The following is a 21,345-nucleotide window of genomic DNA, read 5'->3' on the forward strand; positions in this document are numbered from 1 at the left end:
TTGTTATAACCATTAACACGACCAACATGCTGTACAATACTTCTTTTTCAGAAGCGTACGGTACACAACGGATAGATCGGGAGATTGGCCCAGCTATCCCCTTGGACCAACGCTTTACACTCGGCGAATCGATTTCGTCTCCCTTAAAAATAGTGAGTTGCTGTGTCCGGTTTCAAAACCTGATGCTCTTCAATACTTCTAAAAAATGCCATCTAGAAATGCGGCCCCAAGGTATCTTGGTCCATTTTCAAAGTATGCAGATGTGCATGGTTTGGTGTATTCCCTTTTACAAACTCAAAATTACCCGGGCCCAATATGGTGTCTATACCCTTAGGGCCAATGGCAGGTATATTTCCATCCATGTAGAAAAAGAAGATGCCGAGGCCTACCTAAAACGACTTTTGGAACGCAAGGCCGACAGTACTACTTCTTTTTGGGGATAGATTTTCGAAAAACGGATTGTGTAACTTTGGGGGCATCCTAAAAAGTTAGACCTATCAAAAAAAGGAACTACAACCCTTTACTTTGGGGAGCGACCTTAACGCTAATTGTTTTTGTGGTTACAGCCTTCGCAGCTCCCGAAACCACTTATGCGACCATTGAACATATCTCGCTGGGGGTTCGCAATTATTTTGGCCATGCCTATCTATACTTAGGCCTGGGCTCTGTGCTTTTCCTTTTGGTTTTGGCGCTATCCCCTCTTGGTAAAAAGCGTTTGGGCAGCACCAACGATAGGCCCGAACATTCGTTTTGGTCTTGGATTGCCATGCTTTATAGTGCCGGAATGGGCGCGGGAATCTTGCTCAGGGCCGTTCAAGAGCCCGTGTATATGTACCAAAACCCACCTTTTGAAGCCCGAACGGATGCCCAAACCCTCGCACTCGAATTCACCTTTTATCAATGGGGCATTACAGCTTGGGCCTTTTACGGCCTTTTCGCTTTGGTAATCGGCTATGTACTTTTCATAGATAAGGCCCCGGTTAGGTTGAGTGAAAGCCTTGCTTTGGGTACCCGCAATCCTTGGTTTAAAAATGGCATCGACATTCTAACTATACTCACAACCATTTTTGGTCTTATTGCTGCCGTGGGTTTGGGTGCGGCCCAAATTTCGGGCGGGCTCGAGCACCTTTACCAAACCGAATTACCTTCAGGGTTTATGATGGGCAGTACCACCGTATTGGTCGTATTGGCCTTTATTTCGGCCTGGCAGGGCCTGGAAAAGGGGATAAAACTTATTTCTAAAATCAATATCATATTGACACTTGGCATTTGGGTCTATGTGTTTTTCAACACCGCTATGTCCCAAACCCTTTCCCATTTTCTTACTGCCACGCTGCATTATCTAATCGATTTTATCCCCATGAGCCTGGCTTGGGACAGTTTTAATCCCGGAATCGATTTTCTAACCGACTGGACCTTTTATTATTGGGCATTTTGGTTGGCATGGGCCCCATTTACCGGCATCTTTATTGCTCGCATATCTAGGGGCCGTACCCTAAGGCAATTGCTTCTAGGTGTGCTTTTGGTGCCCTCGATCGGTACTTTTGTTTGGTTTAGCACCTTTGGCGGCCATGCTTTTGAACTTATCGAATCTTGGGGCACCTATTCTGGGGAGTTCGATAATGTATTCAATTCCATTTTCGTTTTCTTCGAGCATTTACCCGCCTCAAGTTTTCTCAATATAATCACCCTTATCGTTTTGGTTGGTTTTTTGGTAACCTCACTCGATTCTGCCATTTTCGTCTTGAGTATGTTTAGTGACGGCGGAAAATTAGTACCTCAAAAAAAACATCGCTTGTTTTGGGCCATGATCATTTGGGTGGCCACTTTGGCGCTTTTAGGCTTAAGCGAGGTACGGCCGGAAGGCAATGTATTGGTGTCTGTTCAAAAAATATTGATCATTACTTCATTGCCCTTTGCCTTTTTGATGATTCCTATGGGTTATATTTTTGTAAAACGCCTCCGAAAAAAGTAAGTTCGCGACCATGTCATCATCCCAAGACATTAATCAATTGCTATTGTTTGCCATAAGCCTAATCGGGCCGGTATTGGCCATTTTTCTGGGGATTTATCTACTGGCCAACCCTAAAAACCGTTCGAAACGGATCATAGCCCTAGCTGGTTTCAGTTTATCCTTAGCGGCAACCCTATTGAGCTGGATTTTTTGGACCCCCTGGTTGTTTTGTATCACCATCTTTTTAGCGGCCCTATTTTGGATGGCCTTTCTATATGGCGAAACCCTACCTAAAAAAATGAACCGCTCGTTTTGGGCCATAGCATTCAGTATGTTCACCTTAACGTTGCTAGCCTTTAAAAAAACGCCCACGGCAGCTACATTGGGCGCCAGTATTTTCTATTTGGCGGTCATGCTTTTAACCACTATTTATAAAACGAACTGGCAAAAAGCCTTAAAAAAGAACCTGGCAGACTGGATGTTTCAATTAGGGATCGCCCAAATTTTACTCGTCTTGTACCTTATACTGTCTTTACTGGGTATCCTCACTTTTTCGGACGGGGCCGCTTTGTTATTCTCTGCCTTGGTCTTCTTTTTTGGTGGATGGGGAATTATTCACGCCAACATCATTAACGAGTTAAAACCCAAATACCAAAACAGGGCCATTTCCATTTCCAAAATCGATAAGGGCTGGCATAACCTGGAGGATGCCATGCAACAACAAAAACTATATACCGATACCGAACTTAATGTAGAAAAAGTAGGGAAACATATCGGCATTAGTGCAAAAGAAGTCTCGCAAATCATCAACCAAAAAACGACCCAAAACTATACGCACTATATTAACGGTTATAGGGTAGATCTGGCCAAACGATTACTTACCGACCCGGCCTACCAACAGCTTAAAATCGCGGCTATCGCCTATGACTGTGGTTTTAACAGTACCTCGGCCTTTAATGCGGCCTTTAAAAAGGCAACCGGTACCAGCCCTTCGGCCTATAGGAACAAAATGAGGCACGATATGCCCTGAATCAGACTAAAATTTGCCAAACCAATACGAACTATTAAGGTTGGGTGTCTTGTTCTCCCCTAGGAAGGTTAACGATATTAATCGGCACGAATCCCTATTCATATTTTCGTTTTAAAATGCGCTTCGACTGCCTGCCTGTCGGCAGACACGGCGCTCAGCGTGACAATGTTACACCACTATTTGAACAACTAACAGATATTAATACGCTATCCATTACCTTCAGGTTTCTTCATTTTAGTAGCGGAGCGTTCTCAAGGTTAACCATCGGACACTTATCATCTATTACAAACCGTCATCAATCCATCTTGGAAATCCATCAAAAATGGACTCCTATTATAGGTGCAAATCATACGAATGTCTTCAAACTAACCAACCTTTTCTTTCTCCAGTCCGTTCCGCATAAAACATTTTCAAATTTCCCAATCACCAAATTGACACCTTGAATATTTGTTTGCCCGATTCCGGAATCTGGACAGTTTCCTATAGATTTCCTTTCATTTTTGACGGCAAAACATCGTTATGCTTATAGGGTTCCTACTCCTTTTCCAACTATTTTACTTTTTATCCACTTGGAAACTTTACACCCTGTCCGGAAGGAAAATTTGGGAAGCGGCTATTCCCGTATATTCCCTTTTGGTTTTGCTGCGCCTTATCCGAAGACCTTGGTGGTGGCTCATCCTTTTGGTATTACCCGTAGTAAACCTACTGATGATTCCGGCCGTATGGATCGAAACCCTGCGTAGTTTTGGCAAAACTTCACGGACCGATGCCCTGATCTGCCTTTTAAGTCTCGGAGGCTATATCGCTTATCTAAATTATTTCGGAAAAGACCTGACCCATAGGCCCGAGCGAGACCCAAACCCCAAAAGTGCCTTGGGCGATTGGGTCAGCTCTTTGGTATTTGCCATCGTATTGGCCAGTTTGGTACACACCTATTTTATGCAGCCTTATGTAATACCCACTTCTTCTTTGGAAAAAACCTTATTGGTGGGTGATTTCGTTTTGGTGAGTAAATTCCATTTTGGTGCACGGGCCCCAATGACCCCCTTGGCCCTGCCCATGATGCACGATACCATACCACTACTAAAAATACGTTCTTATTTAAACCAACCCCAACTCCCCTATTTTCGCTTACCCGGTCTTCAACAGATAAAAAAGAACGATATCATCGTGTACAATTGGCCTGCGGATACGGTGCAACAATTCTTTACCCATACCGACCGTATCATTAAAAAACCGGTCGACAAAAAATCAAATTACGTAAAACGTTGTGTGGCAACCCCTGGCGACACTTTAGAGATCAAGAACGGTTATGTATACATTAATGGTCGCCCATTACAACTCTCGGACAGGGCCAAACCCCAATATGCTTATTTGGCCAAAACCCGTAGAAGCTTTGGTCCAAAGGAACTGTATCGTAAATATGGCATTACAGACCGTTACTATCCGTTACGGAACAACGGTATTTACTTTCCGGGCCTCACCGAAGTCATGGTCGCAAAAATGAAAAAAGACCCAGACATCCTTTCCCTGGAAAAGAAACTAGAACCAGCGGGGGAATTTGATCCGGGTACTTTTCCCCATCACGAAAACTTTGCCTGGAATGGTGATAATTTTGGCCCTTTGGTCATACCTAAAAAAGGGACGACCATTCGGCTAACAAAATCCAACTTGCCCCTCTATAAACGACTGATTACCGTTTACGAAGGCAAGACCCTTGCACAAAAAGAAGGGGAAATCTTGATCAACGACCAACCCGCCGACAGCTACACCTTTTCCCAAAATTATTATTGGGGTATGGGAGACAACCGTCATAATTCGGAAGACTCGCGAAGTTGGGGGTTTATTCCCCACGACCATATCGTTGGTAAACCCGTGTTCATTTGGTTCAGTTTCGATACCCACGCTCAAAACTTGTTCGAAAAAATACGCTGGAAACGCCTGTTTACCACCGTAGGCGGATCAGGAAAGCCCGTCTCTTATTTGTGGTGGTTTATAGGGTTATTGGCCGCAATCCGGCTAGGTCAACACCTCTGGAAAGGTCGAAAAACCACTATGCCTTAGGCAAAAACACCTCCGCCATCATGCAACGGGCCGAACCACCACCACAGGTTTCAATAGTATCTAGAGGACTATGGAGTAAAGGATTGTGTTTTTCCAAGGTTTTGATCTGATCGGGACGTAAACTGGTATAGGCGGCCGTACTCATGACCAAATACCGGCGGTCTCCCATGCCTCTCACTTGTAGCATATTGCCGGCAAAAGCATGCATCTGGGCTTCGGATATGGCTATTACCTCCTTACCCGTCTCTTTCAATTGTTTTAAAACCACTTTGCGTTCCTTTTTATCGTCTATACTCTCCAGACAGATTACCGCAAAGGTTTCGGCTACACATAGCATAACATTGCTATGGTAAATTGGTAAGCGTTGATTCCCTACGGTCTGATTGGCCGTAAACAAAATAGGGTCGTACTCGAAATCTTCACAGAATTCGATAAACAAATCTTCATGGGCACGATCCGAAAGGGCGCAATAGGCCTTTCGATGTACCCGGTCCAATACCATGCTTCCGGTACCTTCTAAAAACAACCCTTCTTCTTCGGCCTCGGTATAATCTACAATATCGGAAATAACGAAACCTTTGGCTTCTAGCATTTCGAGTATATCTTCCCTTCGTTCTGCCCTTCTGTTCTGGGCGAACATAGGGTACACCCCTACCGTACCGTCTGCATGGAACGAAATCCAATTGTTCGGAAAAATACTATCCGGGGTATCGGGTACTTGTGTGTCTTCAACTACCAACACTTGAACTCCGTGCTCGCGAAGCCGTTTTACCAAGGCATCGAATTCGGTCTGGGCCATGGCATTTATATCGCCATGTGGACCATCTTGCTGAAAATAATTGTTTACAGCCGTCTGGGTATTCTTTTTAAAGGCCACCGGCCTTACCATGAGTATGGTATTCGTGGTTTGGGACGCCATGGGTTATAGGTTTTTCTTTAAGGTATCGGTAACGGCATCCAACACCTCAAAAGCGGTTTCAGCCATTTTATTCCCTTTTAAATCCAAAAGAGGGTTTACTTCTACCAATTCTAGGCAGGCTACCTTACCCGTATTTAAAAATCCATTAATGATTTGAATGACCTCATACTGATCGAAACCTTTGGGAACGGGGGTACCGGTTCCATAGGAAATCATATCGCAATCCATACTATCTACATCAAAGGAGATATAGATCATATCGCAAGCCGAAAGTTTTTCGATAGCTTCGGCCAAACAAGTCTCCAGGCCACGGTAACGCATTTCTGCTACCGTATAATTCTTGATGCCTTGCTTCTCCATTTGCCTATCTTCAGGCTCTTCTGTATCTCGTACCCCAAAATACACCAAATGATTATGGGCTACTTTTTGACCGTCTACCCCGATATTTTTCATCTGCTCCCAGAGGTCTACAGTCGTCGCGCTTACTTCATTGATCTGAAAGTCGAGATTATCGTCTGCCAAGGCAGCCGCCAAGGGCATACCATGAATATTGCCAGAAGGCGAGGTATAGGGGGAGTGTATATCGGCATGGGCGTCGATCCATACCACACCCAAGGTTTTATCGGGATGGGCCGCCTTTATACCACTAATGGTACCTAATGCAGAGGAATGATCTCCAGAAATAACCAGTGGGAAATTAGCATCGGCTATATTCGATTTTACATGCGTAGCCACTCGGGTACACTGTTGCAATACAAAGTCGATACGCTTTGCGAAGGAGTTCTTAACCTTATCGTATATACTCTCGTTCGCGGTTTCAACATCTTCGAAAGGATACTGATCAAAATAGGAATTGTTTTGGTTAATGGCCGCTATTTCAATAGCATCTATACCCATATCAGACCCACGGGTACCGGCTCCGATATCCGACCTGTTTTTTATGATTTTGATGGTTTTCATATTCAAATCTGCTTCTTGATCAAGAATGTTTTAATAATGCTGCCGCAAATTTAAGAAAGTGCCGATAGAGTGACTAGCAATTCCGGGATTTGTGGTTGGTTTTTCTAGTACAGCAAACTGTTCTTTTAGGATAAGTGGAGTACTAAGCCCCCTCTACTGAGGGAGAGGGGGTTGGGGATGAGGGGTTTTTCATGAACCGAACTAAATGCTATTAACTACGGGCTATTAATAAAAAAAAACCGCCCCTGTTTGCACAAGGACGGTTTGTTATGCTTTTAAAAGCTTCTTTTATCTTTTATCCAAGTCTACAAAGGCGCGGTGGTTTTCACCAACATATACCTGTCTTGGCCTTCCGATAGGCTCTCCGTTTACACGCATTTCCTTCCATTGGGCAATCCAACCGGGTAAACGGCCCAAGGCGAACATTACCGTGAACATCTCTACCGGAATACCCATGGCCCTATAGATGATTCCAGAATAGAAATCAACGTTAGGATATAACTTACGATCTACAAAATACTGATCTTCTAATGCCTCTTTCTCCAATCCTTTGGCAATATCGAGAATAGGATCGTCAACCCCTAGGTCTCCCAACACTTCGTCAGCTGCCTTTTTAATGATACGGGCGCGTGGATCGAAGTTCTTATACACACGGTGTCCGAAGCCCATTAAACGGAATGGATCGCTCTTATCTTTGGCCTTGGCCATATATTTTTTGGTATCGCCACCATCGGCAGCAATAGCCTCTAACATTTCCAATACCGCCTGGTTGGCACCACCATGCAATGGCCCCCAAAGGGCAGAGATACCAGCAGATAAAGAAGCGAACAGACCTGCGTGCGACGATCCTACGATACGTACCGTAGAGGTAGAACAGTTTTGCTCGTGATCGGCGTGTAGGATCAATAACTTATCCAACGCATCGATGATAATCTGGTTCTTCTGATATTCTTTGTTCGGCTTTTTGAACATCATTTTATAGATATTCTCTACATAGCCTAAATTATCATCGCCATAATCTAAAGGCAGTCCTTTCTTCTTACGCATGGTCCAGGCCACCAAAACGGGGAACTTGGCCAAAATACGTACAATGGCATGGTACATTTCGTCTTCAGAGGAAACATTTACCGAAGAGGGGTTAAAAGCGATCAAAGCGGAAGTCAATGAAGACAATACCCCCATTGGGTGTGCCGACTTTGGAAAACCATCCAAAATCTTTTTCATTTCCTCATCTACATGCGACTCGGCCTTAATATCGTTATGGAATTTTTCTAATTGATCGGTATTAGGCAATTCGCCAAAAATCAACAAATAGGCCACTTCCAAAAAATCGGCTTTTTCGGCCAAATCTTCAATAGAATACCCTCTATAACGCAACACGCCTTTTTCACCATCTAAAAAGGTAATGGCACTTTTACACGACCCTGTATTTTTATATCCGGGATCAATGGTAATGATACCACTTTGACCACGAAGGGCTTTGATATCAACGGCCAATTCCTTTTCGGTGCCCTCAATTACGGGCAACTCATACTTTTCTCCTTTATATTCTAAAAACGCGCTGTCTGACATTATATCGTTTTACTGTTAATTTTTGCACGGTAAATTTACGAAAATGGTTAATTCTTAACAATTGGGAAGTCGCCAATTATAGGTTTCTTAACAGAAGTAGGCCGTGTTGTGTCCACCCATTAACATATTCTCCGTTTTCGGCACCTAATTTATGAATATGACAACGGCCATCCCATGACATCGATCAGGTTCAAGAAAAAAGGGATGCCCTTTTACGGACACCCCTTTTTCTCAGTACAACAATTAAGCATCTTACTTAGTTTCTAAAAAGTAATCATACGACTAATTCTGCCACAGTATCAATAGTATTAAACTACTTAGTCCTTAATTGACTTCGACTGCCTGCCTGTCGGCAGACACGGCGCTCAGCCTGACATCTCAACAAAGCCATTACTTTTAAAGAAACTTCAATATTATTTTACCTTAAAGGCATTTTCTTTCGGGTAATACGCTACTTGGCCCAATTCTTCCTCTATACGAAGCAATTGGTTGTATTTGGCCATACGATCGGATCTTGAAGCCGAACCGGTCTTGATCTGCCCAGTATTCAAAGCCACGGCCAAATCGGCTATGGTGTTGTCTTCGGTCTCCCCGGAACGGTGCGACATTACGGAAGTATAACCAGCATTCTTGGCCATGTTTACGGCCGCGATCGTTTCGGTCAAGGTACCGATCTGGTTTACTTTGATCAAAATGGAATTGGCTATACCGTTCTCGATACCACGTGACAAACGCTCTACATTGGTTACGAATAAATCGTCGCCTACCAGCTGAACTTTGTCTCCCACTTTATCGGTCAAGGCTTTCCAGCCGTCCCAATCGTTTTCATCCATACCATCTTCGATAGAGATAATCGGGTATTTACCGCAAAGCTCGGCCAAATACTGGGCCTGCTCCTCTGAGGTACGAACGGCTCCTTTTTCCCCTTCGAACTTGGTATAGTCATATTTCCCGTCTACATAGAATTCGGCAGCGGCACAATCTAAAGCGATCATTACCTCTTCACCAAATTTATAACCGGCGTTACCTACGGCTTTTGCAATGGTATCCAAGGCATCTTCGGTACCATCCAAGGTGGGGGCAAAACCACCTTCATCGCCCACAGCGGTACTTAAACCACGGCTATGCAATACTTTTTTCAAGTGATGGAAAATCTCAGTTCCCATTTGCATGGCATGGGTAAAACTTTCGGCCTTAACCGGCATAACCATAAACTCTTGGAAAGCGATCGGCGCATCGGAATGCGAGCCCCCGTTAATAATGTTCATCATAGGAACCGGAAGGGTGTTGGCACTAACCCCGCCCACATAACGGTATAAAGGCATGCCCAACTCATTGGCTGCTGCCTTGGCTACGGCCAAAGAAACCCCCAAAATGGCATTGGCACCCAAGTTTCCTTTATTGGAAGTACCGTCTAATTCGATCATTAATTGATCGATAGCATTCTGCTCAAAAACCGAAACACCTACCACCGCCTCGGCAATGGTCGTATTTACATTCTCAACGGCCTTTAATACGGCCTTACCCATATAGGTATCGCTACCGTCGCGTAATTCTACGGCCTCGTGTTCGCCGGTTGAAGCGCCGGATGGAACGGCCGCCCTACCCAATACACCGCTATCGGTAACAACATCTACTTCTACGGTCGGGTTACCCCTGGAGTCCAAAATCTGTCGTGCATGCACGCTGAGGATTATACTCATGTCTTCGGTTTTTTAGAATTCTTAAAGTTCTTCACAAAGATAAAAAGAAAAGGGGGCTAGACCCTTGGATCTGCCCCCAATATGACAACCTTTTACAGGTTTTTTTCAACTATAACGATATAGCACTTGAATAGAAATTCAACTCCTCTTTAAGCACTAGCTGTTCCCCTCCTTTAGGCGTTCGAAATATTCGTCGAACAAGTAACGGGAATCGTGTGGTCCCGGACTTGCCTCGGGATGGTATTGGACCGAGAAAACGGGTTTGTCTTTCATCTTAAGTCCGGCAACTGTATTGTCATTCAAATGCAAGTGGGTAATCTCTAGGGCTTCGTTGGCTTCGGCAGCCTCCCTATTCACGGCAAACCCATGGTTCTGCGAGGTTATCTCACCCTTGCCCGTTGCCAGGTTTTTAACCGGATGGTTGATACCTCTGTGACCGTTGTGCATTTTATAGGTAGTAACCCCATTAGCCAAGGCCAATACCTGATGGCCCAAGCAAATTCCGAATACCGGTTTGTTAGATCCTATCATTTTTTGGGCAGCGGCGATAGCATCGGTCAACGGTTCTGGATCCCCAGGTCCGTTCGAAATAAAATATCCATGGGGCTCCCAGGCAGCCATATCTGCAAAATCGGCATTGTAAGGAAACACCTTGATATAGGCACCACGATCGGCCAAGTTCTTTAAGATATTGCGTTTAATCCCAATATCAAGGGCCGCTACTTTAAATGTGGCGTTTTCATCCCCAAAGAAATAAGGCTCGGTGGTAGACACTTTAGAGGCCAGCTCCAAGCCTTCCATACTCGGTACTTGGGCCAATTCGGCCTTAAGACCGTCTACATCGCCTACGCGGGTCGAGATTACCGCATTCATGGCCCCATGCTCCCTAATATAGGCCACCAAGGCCCGTGTATCTACATCGGAAATAGCAAATAATTTGTGGGCCTTTAAAAAATCCTCTAAACTTTCGGCATTGGGCCTTGAGAACTCATAACTGAAGTTACGACAGATCAAGCCCGAGATTTTTATTCCTTCGGATTCTACCTCTTCGGCCATAGCGCCATAGTTACCAATATGGGCATTGGTGGTAACCATAAGCTGACCAAAATAAGACGGATCGGTAAAGATCTCTTGGTAACCGGTCATTCCGGTATTGAAACATACTTCGCCAAAGGCGGTCCCTTCTTGATTTCCTACTGCCTTACCATGGAAGATGGTTCCGTCTTCCAACAAGATCAAGGCGTCTTTTTTCGTTTGATATTTCACAGATATTTAGTTTTGTGACAGGCCTATCACCCAACCCACCTAAAAATGGATCTCTTTCCGCCTATCAAGTCCCCTAAAAAAGGGTTTATATAAATTCGATTCCCTTTCGTTTACAAAATTAGTATATAAAAAAAAGGATAGACTTAAAAGCCTATCCTTTTTATTTACATCTTATCAAAACATCTTATTCTTCTGAATCATCGTTTTGAACAGGCGCTGCAGCCACTGGGGCCTCAGCGTTAGATTTCTTTCTTCTTCCCCTACGGGTCGTCTTCTTGGCAGGCTTATCGGCATTGTAGGTTTCATTGAAATCTACCAATTCGATCAAGGCCATATCGGCGTTATCTCCCAATCGGTTACCCAATTTAATGATTCGGGTATACCCTCCTGGGCGATCTCCTACCTTATCGGCTACCTCACCGAACAATTCGGTTACGGCATACTTGTTACGCAAGTATTTGAAGGCGATGCGTCGGTTGTGACTACCTTTTTCGGTAGTTTCGTTATTGGCGGCTTTAGATCGTGTGATCAAAGGCTCTACAAACTGCTTTAAGGCTTTGGCCTTGGCTACAGTAGTATTGATCCTTTTGTGTTCGATCAGGGAGCATGCCATATTGGCCAACATTGCTTTTCTGTGGGCCGTTTTTCTTCCTAAATGGTTTACTTTTTTACCGTGTCTCATTTTTCTTTCCTAGTAATTATTATGGAATGATGTGAAGGACATGCTCAATTAGTCCTTGTCCAATTTATATTTAGATAGATCCATACCAAAGTTCAAACCTTTGTTGATCACTAGCTCTTCCAACTCGGTCAACGACTTCTTACCGAAGTTCCTGAACTTCATCAAATCGTTTTTATTGAAAGAAACCAAATCTCCAAGGGTCTCTACCTCGGCAGCCTTTAAACAGTTAAGGGCACGTACCGAAAGATCCATATCTACCAACTTGGTCTTAAGCAATTGCCTCATGTGCAACGACTCTTCATCGTAGGTCTCGGTCTGGGCGATCTCATCGGCCTCTAGGGTGATGCGCTCATCGGAGAACAACATAAAGTGGTGGATCAAAACTTTGGCCGCTTCGGTCAAAGCTTCTTTCGGATGGATGGAACCGTCGGATTGGATCTCAAAAACCAATTTTTCGTAATCGGTCTTTTGTTCTACCCTAAAGTTCTCAATGCTGTACTTAACGTTCTTAATAGGCGTAAAGATGGAATCGATAGCGATGGTACCGATCGGGGCTCCTGATTTTTTGTTTTCCTCAGCGGAAACATAACCACGGCCTTTTTCGATAACCAACTCCATATTTATGGCCACCTTTGGATCCATATTACAGATAACCATGTCAGGGTTCAATACCTGATAGCTAGAGATGAATTTTTGGAAATCGCCAGCAGTAAGCTGTTCTTTTCCAGAGATGGAAATGGAAACGGTCTCGGTATCCACATCCTCGATCTGCTGCTTAAAGCGCACTTGCTTCAAGTTTAGGATCATCTCGGTTACATCTTCCACTACCCCAGGTATTACGGAGAACTCATGCTCTACCTTATCGATCCTGACAGAAGTTATGGCAAAACCTTCCAAAGATGAAAGCAAGACTCTTCTTAATGCGTTACCAACGGTCAATCCGTATCCGGGTTCCAAAGGACGAAATTCGAATTTCCCCTCGAAATCGGTAGAATCGATCATTATAACTTTATCGGGTTTCTGAAAATTTAATAATGCCATAATGGAATCTGTATTGTTATTATTTAGAGTAAAGCTCGACGATCAACTGCTCCTTGATATTCTCAGGAATCTGTAGCCTTTCGGGAACGGCAACGAAAGTACCTTCCTTTTTCTCACTATTCCAGGTCAACCATTCGTAAACATTGCTATTGTTAGCCAATGAATCGTCGATTACCTGAAGTGATTTGGATTTTTCCCTAACTCCTACTACATCGCCGGCCTTAAGGCTGTAAGATGGAATGTTTACCAACTCACCGTTCACCGTAATGTGACGGTGACCTACCAATTGCCTGGCTCCCCTACGTGTTGGGGATATGCCCATACGGAAAACAACGTTATCCAAACGGGACTCACAAAGTTGTAACAACACCTCACCGGTAACACCTTTGCTACGGTTGGCCTTGTCGAAAAGATTGCGGAATTGACGCTCAAGGATACCGTAGGTATACTTGGCCTTTTGCTTCTCCATTAACTGGATAGCGTATTCGGATTTTTTACCACGACGACGGTTGTTACCGTGCTGCCCTGGAGGATAATTTCTTTTCTCGAAAGATTTGTCATCCCCGAAAATAGCCTCTCCGAACTTACGGGCTATCTTCGTTTTTGGTCCTCTGTATCTTGCCATTTTATAAAACTTAAGGGATATCGATTATGAATTAAGGCTTGTCCTTCGATAATCTTACAATATCCCAGATTGAAAATAATTTTAAACGTAATTATACCCTTCTGCGCTTAGGTGGGCGACAACCATTGTGCGGTAGTGGGGTAACATCGATGATCTCGGTTACCTCGATACCAGAGTTGTGAATGGTACGGATAGCAGACTCGCGCCCGTTACCTGGTCCTTTAACATACACCTTTACTTTGCGCAAACCGGCCTCGTGGGCTACTTTGGCACAATCTTCGGCAGCTACCTGGGCAGCATAGGGGGTGTTCTTTTTAGAACCCCTAAATCCTTGCTTACCGGCAGATGACCAAGAGATTACATCTCCCTTTTTATTGGTAAGGGAAATGATGATGTTGTTAAAGGAAGCGGTTACGTGGGCCTCACCCACTGACTCCACAACAACTTTGCGTTTTTTGGTCGTCTTTGTATTTGACTTCGCCATAATCCTCCTTAGTTATTATTTAGTAGCCTTCTTCTTGTTGGCAACTGTTTTACGCTTTCCTTTACGGGTCCTAGAGTTGTTCTTGGTACGCTGACCCCTTAACGGAAGTCCAGAACGGTGACGGATGCCACGGTAACAACCGATATCCATCAAACGCTTAATGTTCAATTGGTTCTCTGAACGCAATTCACCTTCGATGGTATAACTGGATACCGCATCACGGATACGACCGATCTCATCGTCGTTCCAATCAGACACTTTAGTATCTTCATTTACTTGGGCAGTTGCCAAAATCTCTTGGGCCCTGCTCTTTCCGATACCAAAAATATAGGTAAGGGCAATAACGCCTCTTTTTTGTTTTGGTATATCAACACCTGCAATTCTTGCCATAATTACCCTTGTCTTTGTTTAAATCTAGGATTCTTTTTATTGATTACGTACAATCGGCCTTTGCGTCGTACTATCTTGCAATCGGCACTTCTTTTCTTTAATGATGCTCTTACTTTCATCTTAAACCTTAATATCTGTATGTGATTCTAGCTTTGGTAAGATCGTACGGACTCATTTCCAGCTTTACCTTATCACCAGGTAATAACTTAATGTAGTGCATACGCATTTTACCAGAAATATGGGCGGTTACCACGTGACCGTTCTCCAACTCTACCCTGAACATGGCGTTGGAAAGGGCCTCTATGATGCTCCCATCTTGTTCTATTGCAGCTTGCTTAGCCATAATTATGCTACTTTTCTGTTTTTACCGGTCTTCATAAGTCCGTCGTAATGTCTATTCAACAAGTAACTGTTTACCTGCTGTACCGTATCTATCGCCACACCAACCATAATCAAAAGGGAGGTTCCCCCATAGAAAATAGCCCAGTTTGGCTGCACATCCATCAGTTTTACTACCACTGCGGGCAACACGGCCAACAGGGCTAGGAAAATTGAGCCCGGCAAGGTAATCAAAGACATGATCTTATCCAAGTAATCAGCCGTTTCCTTTCCTGGACGAATACCCGGAATAAAACCACCACTACGTTTTAAGTCGTCTGACATCTTGCTGGTAGGTACCGTAATGGCCGTATAGAAGTAGGTAAAGATGATGATCAACAAGGCGAACAAGATGTTGTAGGCCAAACCGAAAATATCTTGAAACTGAACTTCCATCCACTGCCCTACGGCGGTATCGTTAAAGGTTCGTCCCAATAAACCTGGGGCAAACATAATAGCCTGGGCAAAGATAATTGGCATTACCCCAGAGGCATTTAACTTTAACGGAATGTACTGACGGGTTCCCATGATGCTCTTTTCGTAATCCCCGGTAGCGGTCCTACGGGCATATTGCACCGGAATCTGACGTGTAGCCATTACCAACAACACACTCGCCAAGATTACCAAGAACCAAACGATTACTTCGATCAACATGAACATGACACCACCGGTATTGTTGGCGGTACGTGAGATCCATTCTTGAACAAAAGATTGTGGCATGGTAGCGATAATACCTACCATAATCAACAAAGAGATACCGTTACCGATACCCTTGTCGGTGATTTTCTCACCCAACCACATGGCAAAAATGGTTCCGGTTACCAAAATGATTACGGATGGAATGATAAAATCAAGTCCTTTCCCCAATACAAAAGCGGAATCCGGCACCCCAAGTGCTCCCAAACCATAAAGATAGGCTGGCGCCTGTACGATACAGATAGCAATGGTCAACCAACGGGTTATTTGATTAATGGTCTTACGCCCACTCTCGCCTTCCTTTTGCAACTTCTGCAAATACGGAATAGCAATTCCCATAAGTTGCACCACAATGGAAGCAGAGATATAAGGCATGATTCCCAAAGCAAAAACCGAAGCGTTGGCAAAAGCCCCTCCGGTAAATGCATTCAAAATCCCTAAGATACCGTTACCGGTATTGTCGGCGAGTTGGGCCAATTGGGCCGTATCTATACCAGGTAGCACGATTTGCGTACCGAAGCGGTATACCAACAATAGGCCAAGGGTAACCAAAATTCTACCCTTGAGCTCTTCTATCTTCCAAATATTGGCTAACGTATCTAAAAATTTCTTCATAGTTTGTTTGGCTTATAAAAATATCGCCTTACCTCCGGCAGCCTCAATGGCAGCTTTGGCAGAAGCGGTAAATTTATGTACGGTTATTTCTAAGCTGGCTTTAAGCTCTCCATCGCCCAAAATTTTGACCAAGTCGTTCTTCCCGGCCAAACGGTTGGCGATCAAAGTTTCCAAAGTTACGGAATCTTTGATTTTTCCGCTATCTACCAACTCTTGTAATTTACCTAGGTTGATCCCGGTATATTCTTTACGGTTGATATTCTTAAAACCAAACTTGGGTACACGACGCTGTAAAGGCATTTGACCTCCCTCGAAACCAAGTTTCTTAGAGTAACCAGAACGCGATTTGGCACCTTTGTGACCACGGGTAGCCGTACCACCTTTTCCAGAGCCTTGCCCCCTACCAACAACTTTTCCGCTATTCTTAACGGATCCTTCGGCGGGTTTTAGATTATTTAATTCCATTACACTATAGTGTTTAAGCTTCCTCAGTGGAAACCAAGTGTTTAACTTTATCTATCATTCCAAGGATATTGGCAGTATCTTCATGCTCTACTACCTGACCAATCCTTTTTAAGCCCAAAGCCTCCAAAGTACGTTTTTGACGCTCCGTACGCTTAATGGCGCTTTTAACTTGAGTAACTTTAATCTTAGCCATCGTCTGTTGTTTATCCGTTAAATACTTTATCCAAGGAAACACCTCTTTCTACAGCTACACTCTTAGCATCCCTTAATTGCAAAAGGGCATCGAAAGTAGCTTTTACCACATTGTGTGGGTTGGATGACCCTTGAGACTTAGAAAGTACATCGTGTACCCCTACAGCCTCCAATACCGCCCTAACGGCACCACCGGCGATAACCCCGGTACCGTGTGAAGCAGGCTGGATGTATACGCGGGCACCACCAAACTTACCTTTTTGCTCGTGTGGCAAAGTACCTTTGTTCAATGGAATCCTTACCAAGTTTTTCTTGGCATCTTCAACAGCCTTGGCGATGGCAGTGGCAACTTCTTTAGATTTACCCAAACCGTGACCTACAACACCGTTCTCGTCCCCTACTACAACAATAGCAGAGAATCCGAAGGCACGACCACCTTTGGTTACCTTGGTTACCCTTTGTACACCGACCAAACGATCTTTAAGTTCCAAGCCTCCAGGCTTGACCGTCTCAACATTTTTATAATTCTGGTACATAATCTTTTAGAATTTAAGTCCGGCCTCCCTAGCGCCTTCAGCTAATGATTTGATTCTTCCGTGGTATAGATACCCACCCCTATCGAAAGCAACAGCCTCGATACCGGCAGCCTTAGCCTTTTCGGCTACGGCCTTACCTACTTGGGCAGCAATCTCACTCTTGGTTCCTTTAGCCTCTATATCGCGAGACGAAGCAGCAGCCAAGGTCTTACCTTCATTATCATCTATAATCTGCGCATAGATCTCCTTGTTACTTCTGAATACAGACAACCTAGGACGTGCACTGGTACCGAAAGAGACCTTTCTAATCCTCCTTCTGATACGATTTCTTCTTTCACTTCTGGATAATGCCATAATACTATCTTATTATGCGGATTTACCGGCTTTTCTTCTAATTTCCTCTCCAACGAACTTGATACCTTTTCCTTTGTAAGGCTCAGGCTTACGGAACCCACGGATCTTAGCGGCTACCTGCCCAACCAATTGCTTGTCGTGCGAAGTAAGCTTTACCAAAGGATTCTTACCTTTTTCGGATACGGTCTCGATCTTCACCTCTGGCGCTATGTCCATTACGATGTTGTGCGAGAACCCAAGGGCTAGATCCAGTTTCTGACCTTGGTTGCTGGCACGGTAACCTACACCTACCAACTCCAATTCCTTGGTAAATCCTTGTGATACACCAGTAATCATATTGTTCAACAAAGCGCGATAAAGACCGTGCTTGGCCTTATGCTCTTTTGAGTCGGAAGGACGAGATACGGCAACTTGCCCGTCTTCAACCTTAATATCTACCCCAGCGAACTCCTGGGTTAGCTCTCCCAATTTACCTTTTACGGTAACCGTATTGTCGGCAACGGAAACCGTTACCCCATCCGGTACGCTAATTGGATTGTTACCTATTCTAGACATTTCTTCGTTTTCTTTATATTAATAAACGTAACACAACACCTCACCGCCTACGTTCTCTTTGCGGGCTTGCTTATCGGTCATTACCCCGTGCGAGGTACTAACGATAGCGATACCCAAACCGTTCAATACACGTGGCATTTCACCAGAAGAGGCATATTTCCTCAAACCTGGCTTACTCACACGCTGTATCTTTTTGATAACGGGCTCTTTGGTGGCTGGGTTATACTTAAGGGCGATCTTGATCTTACCTTGTACATCTTCGTCCATGAATTTGTAGCTAAGGATGTATCCTTGATCGAACAAAATTTTGGTCATTTCCTTCTTCACGTTAGAAGCCGGAATCTCTACTACCTTATGTCCAGCACGGCTGGCATTTCGGATTCTTGTCAAATAATCTGCTATAACATCTGTTACCATCTCTCTTATCCCTTAAATTACCAACTTGCCTTTTTAACACCAGGAATCAAACCTTTATTGGCCATCTCACGGAACATAACCCTAGAGATACCGAAGGTTCTCATATAACCTTTTGGCCTTCCGGTAAGTTTGCAACGGTTGTGCATACGTACTGGCGAAGCGTTTTTAGGCAATTTCTGTAAAGCTTCGTAGTCACCAGCTTCTTTCAAAGCTTTTCTTTTGGCGGCATACTTGGCCACTGTTTTAGCCCTTTTAACCTCACGGGCCTTCATAGATTCTTTAGCCATCCTTAGTTCTTTTTAAAGGGAAGTCCCATTTCAGTTAATAATGATTTTGCTTCCTTATCGGTACCGGCAGAGGTTACGAAAGTAATATCCATACCGCTGATACGATTGATCTTATCGATATTGATCTCTGGGAAAATGATCTGTTCGGTTACCCCTAGATTGTAGTTTCCGCGACCATCGAAACCAGTGGCTTTGATACCTTGGAAATCACGCACCCTTGGTAGGGCCGAAGTGATCAAACGATCTAGGAATTCGTACATACGCTCTCCCCTTAGGGTTACCATGGCACCGATAGGCATACCTTTACGTAATTTAAAGGAAGCCACGTCTTTTTTAGACAATCTGGCAATGGCCTTTTGACCTGTAATGGTAGTAAGCTCTTCTACGGCATGGTCGATCAATTTCTTGTCGGCCACGGCAGCACCTACACCTTTACTTACCACGATCTTCTCTAATTTAGGTACCTGCATGACGTTCTTATACCCGAACTCATCTTGAAGCGCTTTCATTACGCGCTCCTTATACTCTTGTTTTAATCTTGGAACGTAACCCATAATTAAATAACTTCTTTAGATTTTTTGGCTACCCTTACTTTCTTCCCGTCTTGGATCTCGTACCCAACACGGGTAGTCTCACCTTTACCGGTCAATAAAGAAAGGTTAGAGATATGGATCGGGGCCTCTTTCTTTACAATACCACCTTGTGGATTGCTGGCACTCGGCTTCTCGTGTTTAGACACCATATTGGCACCTTCTACGATAGCTTTGTTCTTCTCCTTATCTACCTTAAGGACTTTACCTTCGGTTCCTTTGTGGTCGCCTGCGATGATCCTTACAGTATCTCCGGTCTTGATTTTCAACTTTACCATCTCTTCAATATATTAAAGCACCTCAGGGGCCAATGAAACGATTTTCATAAACTGTTTGTCCCTAAGCTCACGGGCAACGGGTCCGAATACACGGGTTCCCCTCATCTCGCCAGTTGGGTTCAACAACACACAAGCGTTATCATCGAAACGGATGTATGAACCATCGGGTCTTCTTACCTCTTTCTTGGTACGTACTACCACGGCAGTGGAAACAGATCCCTTTTTAACGGTACCGTTAGGGGTAGCGTCTTTTACGGTTACTACGATCTTGTCGCCTACAGAGGCATATCTTCTCTTGGTACCCCCTAGGACACGGATGGTCAAAACCTCCTTGGCCCCAGTGTTATCGGCAACTTTTAGTCTAGATTCCTGCTGTAACATAATTATTTAGCTCTTTCAATGATTTCTACTAACCTCCAACACTTGGTCTTACTCAACGGACGGGTCTCCATGATCTTTACCGTATCGCCAATGTTGCAATCGTTCTTTTCGTCGTGCGCCACATATTTCTTGGTCTTTAACACGAACTTTCCGTACATAGGGTGCTTTACACGCTTCACTTCGGAAACAACAATGGATTTCTCCATTTTGTTACTGGTAACTACACCTATTCTCTCTTTGCGTAAGTTTCTTTTTTCCATAAAGCAGAACCGATTATTGTAATTCCCTTTTAGTTAGTTCCGTGGCCAAACGGGCAACGGTCTTTTTGATTTTTACGATCTGCATCGGATTTTCGAGCGGGGTCACGGTATGTGCCATTTTCAAATCCGAATGTTGCTTCTTATATTCAGCTAATTTGTCTTTGAGCTCCTCAACGGACAAATCTTTTACTTCTGATTGTTTCATTGTTCTTGCTATCTCTTAATTAAGCTGAATAATCCCTTGCTACTATAAACTTGGTCTTAACCGGCAATTTCTGCGCGGCTAGCCTTAAGGCTTCTTTGGCCACATCATAAGGTACACCGGAGATCTCGAACATGATCCTTCCTGGTTTAACGGCGGCTACCCAATATTCAGGGGCACCCTTACCTTTACCCATACGTACCTCAAGAGGCTTCTTGGTAATAGGCTTGTCCGGGAAGATCTTGATCCACATCTGCCCTTCCCTTTTCATGTAACGGGTCGCGGCGATACGCGCGGCCTCGATCTGGCGGGAAGTGATAAAGTGGCTATCCAATGACTTTATACCAAACATACCGTTGGAGAGTTGGTGACCCCTTCCGGAGTTTCCTTTCATTCTCCCCTTCTGTGCCTTACGGAATTTGGTTCTTTTCGGTTGTAACATTTTCTTT

30 protein-coding genes are annotated in these 21,345 nt (G+C 44.2%); 4 read left to right on the forward strand and 26 right to left on the reverse strand.

The genetic code is table 11. The features are described 5' to 3' along the window. Positions 1-26: 26 nt before the first annotated feature. The 4 genes from B7P33_RS19220 to lepB all read left to right on the forward strand — a co-directional run bounded on the left by B7P33_RS19220 (position 27) and on the right by lepB (position 5,048). Positions 27-443 (forward strand): hypothetical protein, encoded by a 417-nt coding sequence (locus B7P33_RS19220; protein WP_141402384.1) that lies wholly within the window; start codon positions 27-29, stop codon positions 441-443. A 53-nt stretch (positions 444-496) separates the two neighbouring features. Next, the gene (locus tag B7P33_RS03875; protein ID WP_097440616.1) at positions 497-1,975 is read left to right on the forward strand and encodes a BCCT family transporter; all 1,479 of its coding nucleotides are present in this window, start codon (positions 497-499) and stop codon (positions 1,973-1,975) included. A gap of 10 nt (positions 1,976-1,985) precedes the next feature. Beyond that, positions 1,986-2,984: a helix-turn-helix domain-containing protein gene (locus B7P33_RS03880; protein WP_097440617.1), complete on the forward strand. Its 999-nt coding sequence runs from the start codon at positions 1,986-1,988 to the stop codon at positions 2,982-2,984. A gap of 519 nt (positions 2,985-3,503) precedes the next feature. Continuing rightward, positions 3,504-5,048 (forward strand): signal peptidase I, encoded by a 1,545-nt coding sequence (lepB, locus tag B7P33_RS03885; protein WP_097440618.1) that lies wholly within the window; start codon positions 3,504-3,506, stop codon positions 5,046-5,048. Here the strand turns inward: lepB and ctlX are convergent. The 26 genes from ctlX to rplP form a co-directional block, all read right to left on the reverse strand. After that, positions 5,038-5,967, reverse strand: a complete 930-nt coding sequence (gene ctlX, locus B7P33_RS03890; RefSeq protein ID WP_097440619.1) for a citrulline utilization hydrolase CtlX — start codon at positions 5,965-5,967, stop codon at positions 5,038-5,040. The genes lepB and ctlX overlap by 11 nt on opposite strands. Before the next feature lie 3 nt (positions 5,968-5,970). Beyond that, positions 5,971-6,927 (reverse strand): arginase, encoded by a 957-nt coding sequence (locus B7P33_RS03895; RefSeq protein ID WP_097440620.1) that lies wholly within the window; start codon positions 6,925-6,927, stop codon positions 5,971-5,973. Positions 6,928-7,215: 288 nt separating this feature from the next. Then, positions 7,216-8,499, reverse strand: a complete 1,284-nt coding sequence (locus tag B7P33_RS03900) for a citrate synthase (RefSeq protein ID WP_097440621.1) — start codon at positions 8,497-8,499, stop codon at positions 7,216-7,218. A 413-nt stretch (positions 8,500-8,912) separates the two neighbouring features. Continuing rightward, positions 8,913-10,202 carry a phosphopyruvate hydratase gene (gene eno, locus B7P33_RS03905; RefSeq protein ID WP_097440622.1) on the reverse strand — a complete coding sequence of 430 codons (1,290 nt, stop codon included), beginning with the start codon at positions 10,200-10,202 and terminating at the stop codon, positions 8,913-8,915. Between the two features lie 156 nt (positions 10,203-10,358). Next, positions 10,359-11,468: a glutamine-hydrolyzing carbamoyl-phosphate synthase small subunit gene (gene carA, locus B7P33_RS03910; RefSeq protein WP_097440623.1), complete on the reverse strand. Its 1,110-nt coding sequence runs from the start codon at positions 11,466-11,468 to the stop codon at positions 10,359-10,361. 184 nt (positions 11,469-11,652) lie between these two features. Then, the gene (rplQ, locus tag B7P33_RS03915) at positions 11,653-12,150 is read right to left on the reverse strand and encodes a 50S ribosomal protein L17 (RefSeq protein ID WP_097440624.1); all 498 of its coding nucleotides are present in this window, start codon (positions 12,148-12,150) and stop codon (positions 11,653-11,655) included. A gap of 48 nt (positions 12,151-12,198) precedes the next feature. Further along, entirely contained in the window at positions 12,199-13,191 is a 993-nt protein-coding gene (locus B7P33_RS03920) for a DNA-directed RNA polymerase subunit alpha (RefSeq protein WP_097440625.1), read from the reverse strand. A 19-nt stretch (positions 13,192-13,210) separates the two neighbouring features. Next, positions 13,211-13,816 (reverse strand): 30S ribosomal protein S4, encoded by a 606-nt coding sequence (gene rpsD, locus B7P33_RS03925; protein WP_097440626.1) that lies wholly within the window; start codon positions 13,814-13,816, stop codon positions 13,211-13,213. 91 nt (positions 13,817-13,907) lie between these two features. Further along, positions 13,908-14,300 (reverse strand): 30S ribosomal protein S11, encoded by a 393-nt coding sequence (gene rpsK, locus B7P33_RS03930; protein WP_097440627.1) that lies wholly within the window; start codon positions 14,298-14,300, stop codon positions 13,908-13,910. 15 nt (positions 14,301-14,315) lie between these two features. Continuing rightward, positions 14,316-14,690, reverse strand: a complete 375-nt coding sequence (gene rpsM, locus B7P33_RS03935; RefSeq protein WP_097440628.1) for a 30S ribosomal protein S13 — start codon at positions 14,688-14,690, stop codon at positions 14,316-14,318. A 2-nt stretch (positions 14,691-14,692) separates the two neighbouring features. Further along, entirely contained in the window at positions 14,693-14,809 is a 117-nt protein-coding gene (gene ykgO, locus B7P33_RS03940; RefSeq protein WP_010181906.1) for a type B 50S ribosomal protein L36, read from the reverse strand. An 8-nt stretch (positions 14,810-14,817) separates the two neighbouring features. After that, complete coding sequence (gene infA / locus B7P33_RS03945) at positions 14,818-15,033, reverse strand: translation initiation factor IF-1 (RefSeq protein WP_013305172.1); 216 nt, start codon at positions 15,031-15,033, stop codon at positions 14,818-14,820. Positions 15,034-15,035: 2 nt separating this feature from the next. Beyond that, positions 15,036-16,379 carry a preprotein translocase subunit SecY gene (gene secY / locus B7P33_RS03950; RefSeq protein WP_097440629.1) on the reverse strand — a complete coding sequence of 448 codons (1,344 nt, stop codon included), beginning with the start codon at positions 16,377-16,379 and terminating at the stop codon, positions 15,036-15,038. Positions 16,380-16,391: 12 nt separating this feature from the next. Continuing rightward, positions 16,392-16,844, reverse strand: coding sequence for a 50S ribosomal protein L15 (gene rplO, locus B7P33_RS03955; RefSeq protein WP_097440630.1), 453 nt, complete (start codon positions 16,842-16,844; stop codon positions 16,392-16,394). A gap of 13 nt (positions 16,845-16,857) precedes the next feature. Next, positions 16,858-17,037 (reverse strand): 50S ribosomal protein L30, encoded by a 180-nt coding sequence (gene rpmD, locus B7P33_RS03960; RefSeq protein WP_097440631.1) that lies wholly within the window; start codon positions 17,035-17,037, stop codon positions 16,858-16,860. 10 nt (positions 17,038-17,047) lie between these two features. Continuing rightward, positions 17,048-17,572 (reverse strand): 30S ribosomal protein S5, encoded by a 525-nt coding sequence (rpsE, locus tag B7P33_RS03965; protein ID WP_097440632.1) that lies wholly within the window; start codon positions 17,570-17,572, stop codon positions 17,048-17,050. A 6-nt stretch (positions 17,573-17,578) separates the two neighbouring features. After that, positions 17,579-17,926, reverse strand: a complete 348-nt coding sequence (gene rplR, locus B7P33_RS03970; RefSeq protein ID WP_097440633.1) for a 50S ribosomal protein L18 — start codon at positions 17,924-17,926, stop codon at positions 17,579-17,581. 12 nt (positions 17,927-17,938) lie between these two features. Next, positions 17,939-18,481 carry a 50S ribosomal protein L6 gene (rplF, locus tag B7P33_RS03975; RefSeq protein WP_097440634.1) on the reverse strand — a complete coding sequence of 181 codons (543 nt, stop codon included), beginning with the start codon at positions 18,479-18,481 and terminating at the stop codon, positions 17,939-17,941. Between the two features lie 18 nt (positions 18,482-18,499). Beyond that, complete coding sequence (gene rpsH, locus B7P33_RS03980; protein ID WP_097440635.1) at positions 18,500-18,898, reverse strand: 30S ribosomal protein S8; 399 nt, start codon at positions 18,896-18,898, stop codon at positions 18,500-18,502. Between the two features lie 17 nt (positions 18,899-18,915). Then, positions 18,916-19,185 (reverse strand): 30S ribosomal protein S14, encoded by a 270-nt coding sequence (rpsN, locus tag B7P33_RS03985; RefSeq protein ID WP_097440636.1) that lies wholly within the window; start codon positions 19,183-19,185, stop codon positions 18,916-18,918. A gap of 2 nt (positions 19,186-19,187) precedes the next feature. Next, a complete protein-coding gene (gene rplE, locus B7P33_RS03990; protein WP_097440637.1) occupies positions 19,188-19,739 on the reverse strand; it encodes a 50S ribosomal protein L5 in 552 nt (183 codons plus the stop codon). Positions 19,740-19,741: 2 nt separating this feature from the next. Continuing rightward, positions 19,742-20,053, reverse strand: a complete 312-nt coding sequence (gene rplX, locus B7P33_RS03995; protein ID WP_097440638.1) for a 50S ribosomal protein L24 — start codon at positions 20,051-20,053, stop codon at positions 19,742-19,744. A 12-nt stretch (positions 20,054-20,065) separates the two neighbouring features. Beyond that, positions 20,066-20,434, reverse strand: coding sequence for a 50S ribosomal protein L14 (gene rplN, locus B7P33_RS04000; protein ID WP_097440639.1), 369 nt, complete (start codon positions 20,432-20,434; stop codon positions 20,066-20,068). Positions 20,435-20,436: 2 nt separating this feature from the next. Beyond that, complete coding sequence (gene rpsQ / locus B7P33_RS04005; protein WP_008239535.1) at positions 20,437-20,694, reverse strand: 30S ribosomal protein S17; 258 nt, start codon at positions 20,692-20,694, stop codon at positions 20,437-20,439. Between the two features lie 13 nt (positions 20,695-20,707). After that, a complete protein-coding gene (rpmC, locus tag B7P33_RS04010; RefSeq protein WP_097440640.1) occupies positions 20,708-20,899 on the reverse strand; it encodes a 50S ribosomal protein L29 in 192 nt (63 codons plus the stop codon). A 19-nt stretch (positions 20,900-20,918) separates the two neighbouring features. After that, a complete protein-coding gene (rplP, locus tag B7P33_RS04015; RefSeq protein WP_097440641.1) occupies positions 20,919-21,338 on the reverse strand; it encodes a 50S ribosomal protein L16 in 420 nt (139 codons plus the stop codon). Positions 21,339-21,345 lie beyond the last annotated feature (7 nt).

It is taken from the genome of Sediminicola luteus, from assembly GCF_002514735.1.
Lineage (GTDB): Bacteria > Bacteroidota > Bacteroidia > Flavobacteriales > Flavobacteriaceae > HQA918.